Source organism: Shigella sp. FJ200513 (genome assembly GCF_040495915.1).
GTDB lineage: Bacteria > Pseudomonadota > Gammaproteobacteria > Enterobacterales > Enterobacteriaceae > ECMA0423.
Window position 1 is genome coordinate 1 of sequence record NZ_JBDYCV010000175.1, and the last position, 4,706, is coordinate 4,706.

General features: G+C 43.8%; 3 protein-coding genes and 1 pseudogene. All 4 read left to right on the forward strand.

Annotation, left to right across the window (positions count from 1 at the left end):
* The first annotated feature begins 25 nt into the window (after positions 1-25).
* Entirely contained in the window at positions 26-1,300 is a 1,275-nt protein-coding gene (locus ABZJ92_RS20680; protein WP_005052544.1) for an O-antigen ligase family protein, read from the forward strand.
* Positions 1,300-2,034 carry a helix-turn-helix transcriptional regulator gene (locus ABZJ92_RS20685; RefSeq protein ID WP_000245840.1) on the forward strand — a complete coding sequence of 245 codons (735 nt, stop codon included), beginning with the start codon at positions 1,300-1,302 and terminating at the stop codon, positions 2,032-2,034. The genes ABZJ92_RS20680 and ABZJ92_RS20685 overlap by 1 nt, the downstream gene beginning before the upstream one ends.
* 466 nt (positions 2,035-2,500) lie before the next feature.
* Positions 2,501-3,262 carry a fimbria/pilus periplasmic chaperone gene (locus ABZJ92_RS20690; RefSeq protein ID WP_005090407.1) on the forward strand — a complete coding sequence of 254 codons (762 nt, stop codon included), beginning with the start codon at positions 2,501-2,503 and terminating at the stop codon, positions 3,260-3,262.
* A 73-nt stretch (positions 3,263-3,335) separates the two neighbouring features.
* A pseudogene (locus tag ABZJ92_RS20695) lies at positions 3,336-4,549 on the forward strand (fimbria/pilus outer membrane usher protein); the annotation flags it as partial.
* Positions 4,550-4,706: the final 157 nt, after the last annotated feature.

Genomic DNA, 4,706 nt, shown 5'->3' on the forward strand with positions numbered 1-4,706 from the left:
TTCTGCTCATTATTAGCTCCTTCTGATGCCATTCTATTTCAGGAAGGAGTGTCCGTTAAACTCAGGCTACCTCAACTTTCCGTATGGCATTTTCCAGCAGCGAAATGTTCTTGCGAGCTGGCTGGCAACAGGTTGCGGCGTAGCGTTGTATCTGGCTTTAACGGCGCGTACTCGTTCTCTGACGTTGATATGTTTGTTGTCGTTATACCCTCTGTCTACAGCTTTAGTCCTTACACAAAGCCGTGTCGGCCTTCTTGGTTTATTTTGCGTCATCGTGCTGGCCGCTCTCGCGGACAGACCCCGCTGGCGCGGACGTCCCCTTAGCGGTCTGTTGCGCTTGATCTTCGTCGCCTCCTTGCTGTGCTGGTGTGTCGGTATCTCAAACTATGCCATGCCAGGGGAGACAACGGCTGACTTTACGCATTCATCATCGAATGACCAGCGTATACGTATTCTGAAAGGTGCCATAAGTCTTATTCAACAGCGCCCCTTAACCGGTTGGGGGTTAGGCAGCTTTGAAGCGACCTTCCCGCAAGCCTTAGAGGATGTGGGCGTGACAAACATAGAGAGTGATACGGCTACGCATCCCCATAACGAACTGCTGTTCGTAACGGCTGAAGGTGGCATCGTCGCCTTGTTTGGTTTTTTGCTGCTATCAGGCGTTTGGCTGTGGCCGTGTATATGCCGCCTGAAAATGACAAACAATAACGCGCACCATCAATGTGAAAAGTGGTTTATTGCCTTAATGGGGTTGCCTTTAGTCATTCATATGATGACCGAATATCCTCTCTATACGTCTGTTCCCCATTTGATGCTGTTGCTGCTCCTTTTCCGCATCGGAATGCCGGAAAACGTGATGAATCAGGTACGTATACCTAAAACAGTCCGGTTGGGTATTCTGCCTGTCATTGTGCTCATTATGACCGCCGCGCTGGTCATCCTGGTAGCGGGATTTGATGCACAGCGGGAACTGACCAGAGCTGAAGCTGATATGAACGAAGGATTTATCCCTCGCCTTCCGGAACATAGCTGGAAATACCTGACGCAGGCAGAACGTCTTGAGCGCGATCAGCATCTGCTTATTGCGAATAAACCGGGGTTCGTTCGCGATACGGAAAGCATGTCTCTTTTCACTGTGTGGGGAAATAAATGGTTGGCAATCCACAATGATGCAGACGTAAGCGCTGCAATGATATTCATTGCGCACAGGCGCGGTGATTATCTGACAGCTGAAAAAATAAGAAAACGCGCAGCTCGGGTATTTGTAAATGACGAACGTTTTACTCGCGGGGGAAACTAATGGTTAACGATCTGACGTATAAGAAATTAGAAAGCACAAACATCAACTGTAATATTCTCTCGCCAGAAAATACCACATGGACAAATGTCACGGTGATTGGCCTGGATCTTTTTGCCATTTGCGGCGTGTGCAGTTTGCTCAAGCGTGTTGGGGGAGTGAAACTTCAGGTTTTCACTTCCTTACCCACTGATATGAATGTTCTGACTGACAGTAGCATCGTGATATGGGTAAAAATGCGTCACGATGGTTTGCCTGAATTAGCCGGACATATTGTGAAGGTTTGTCGTCGATACCGTCTGATGCGGCAACTCGTTATTAGCGATGCTATTCCTGAAGGAATGACGAATGATATCGGGCCTCTTTCCCGAGTATGGCTTACTCATGGGAGTGCAAAAGTGGATATTTTATTATCTTCATTACGGAAGGTGTTAAATGCTCATTGTTTGCCTGGTCCTTTGTTTATAAAACGCCTGGGAAGAGTGCAATGGAGGGTTCTTTTACTCCGCGCGAAGGGGATTAGCACACGTAAAATTGCAGAAATCTGTGGTATTGGCCTCAAGACCGTTAGCGCCCATGAGTCCGCAATTCGAGAACGATTAGGCACCAGGAATAAAAGTGAGTACGTCTGGTTAGTACGTAATGCTCAACTTATACAACAGGCGATACCCGCGTTGGGAAGAGATGCGTCAAGGTATGAAAGATGTAACAATATGCGAACAAAGCAAAAAGTATAATTGATGCGTCATAGATAACTCTCTTTTTCGATGACGAAATCGCTGAGCATGCGTGGTGAGGTTAGTAATAGATGGGTGCTATGTTTTGCCACGGGTTTGTAGCTGTGAAACCTGGAAAAAAATAAGAATTAAAAATATTTAAAGAGAGTTAATAAGGTTCTGGTTGTAATTGTCTTGGTCAAAAAAAAGATATTGTCAATGTTGTTTTTTAAATTTTCAGGTTTTGGTTAAATATTTGCTTGCAAATATAGGTGATTTTTTATTGTAGGCTTTTGAAGGCTATTATAACTGTGCGCTAAATTAATGCGTTGAATAAAAGAAATAACAAAATTAAGAAAAGCCATATTTACGATATGGGCAACATAAATATAATCTAAAAAAGAGTAAGGCGTTGTAGGTTGGTTCCGCGTTCATTACCTTGTTAGTGAACGCGGATTTATCAGTTGTCGAAATGGTTTTTATAATAATGAAAAATTTTAATGTACTAACCAAAGTCGTATTTTGCTTGTCGTTTTTATCAAGCGCATTTCCCACCTATGCTGCGGATGATGTCAAAGTGACTCAAAACACTTCAGTTTTTAAACTGAAGCTTAGTGCAACGCGATTAATCTATGAACAAGGGTCGGATGGCGCAGCGATAACTGTGACAAATCCGCAGGATTGGCCGATGCTTGTGCAGAGTAAAGTCTTTGAAGAAGATAAAGTAACTGCAGCGCCCTTTATTGTCACTCCGCCACTGTTCAGGCTTAATCCAGGCCAGCAAAATAAAATGTGGGTTGTGCAGACTGCGCCAGCTTTACAAGACAGGGAAAAATTACACTGGCTATGCGCCACCGGCATTACGCCTAAAAAGAGTGATGTTTGGGCCGAGAAAGATAAAGAAAAAATTGCTGAAAATGTGAACCTGAACATCCAGGTTAACGTACATACCTGCATAAAACTTATTACCAGGCCATCTGGTATTGAAGGCAAGATGGTTAATGCGAGTGAGAAGTTATCGTGGAAAAAGCAGGGTGATAAAATTGTCGCGGTCAATCAGTCGCCGTTCTACATCAACCTTTCTTCTTTACAGGTTGGCGGTAGCAAGATTGAGAAACTAGATTATATTGCGCCGTTTTCGCAACATGAGTTTGTTATGCCAAAAACTAGCGGCCAGGATATTAAATGGTCTGTGATTACTGATGAAGGTGGTGAGAGTCGTTTGTTTATATCTCATTTGCAATCATAATGTATTACATTTTTATTGAATATTTTTATGCCATGCATATTCCATGTTTTATCGACTGTCATTAATTTTGATAATGGCCTTACTTGCGGGTCAGTTAAGTGCCCAGGAGTGGTCATTTGATTCTTCACAGTTGGAAGGAAACGTTAGTGCGGACACTGTGGCAATGTTTAATCAGGGAGAGCAACTCCCCGGAAATTATCGTGTGGAAATTTATCTTAACGGTGAAAAAGTTGATGTTGGGGAGTTTCCCTTTCATCGTCCGGAATCCCCTGAAGAAAAAGAGCTTGTTCCATGTTTAACCGTTGATGACCTTATCCACTATGGCATTAAAATTGATAAAAGCAGCAGTGATACTGACAATAAAAAGAATCAGTGTTTTAAATGGAACTCTATTGAAGGTTTGAAAGTAAATTATGATTTTGATAGCCAGCGCGTACAGATAACCGTTCCACAACTGTATCTGCAAGATAAAAAAAGTAGTTTAGCACCAGTGTCGTTATGGAATGAGGGTGTAGCTGCATTCCGCATGGTGTATCAGACAAATATTGATATTTCCAAACAAAATGATAATCAATCTACCACGCGTAATTCTCGTTATGGCAGGTTCACTCCAGGGTTTAATCTTGGTGCCTGGAGGTTTCGTAGTTCAGTGACATGGAGCAAGGAACTTGGCCAGTCAGAAAGATGGCAAAGGGGTTACATGTGGTTTGAGCGAGGCATAAATGCGATTAAAAGCCGATTAACGCTTGGAGAATCTTATACGTCGTCTGAGGTGTTTGACAGCATACCTTTTCGCGGCGGGATGTTAGCGACCGACGATGCGATGACTCCGCCGGAGGACAGCTACTACACACCTGTGGTGCATGGAATAGCACAAAGTGAGGCGCAGGTTATTATTAAACAAAATGGGCAAATTATTTTTACCCGTTCTGTGCCGCCAGGGCCTTTTGCGCTGGATAATTTACCAACGCTGGCCGTTGGCGGGGAGCTTGATGTTACAGTGAGAGAGAGTAATGGCGAGGAGCAGTATTTTTCCGTGCCATTTCAAACGCCGGCCATCGCTCTGCATGAAGGATATTTCAAATATAGTGTGATGGGGGGGAATATAAAGAAGAAGGTATAAAAAGCTCCCCTGTCTCCGTGGGCGAAATCACGGCGATGTACGGGCTTCCTTATGGCGTCACGGTGTATGGAGGGATTCAAAACGCCACTCATTTTAATGCAATATCTACGGGTATTGGCATTTCTCTGGGGCTGTTAGGGAGTTTATCGACAGATATTACGCGTTCGATTGCGAATTTATATTATGGGAATAAATATCGTATTCGTTATAGTAAATCCATTAGTGATTGGATTTGCCCCTATAGTTCCAGACATCTGTTATCACTTAACCCATTACAAGCCCGCTGCCGCAGATATTCCCGTGGCGAGCGATAACCCAGCG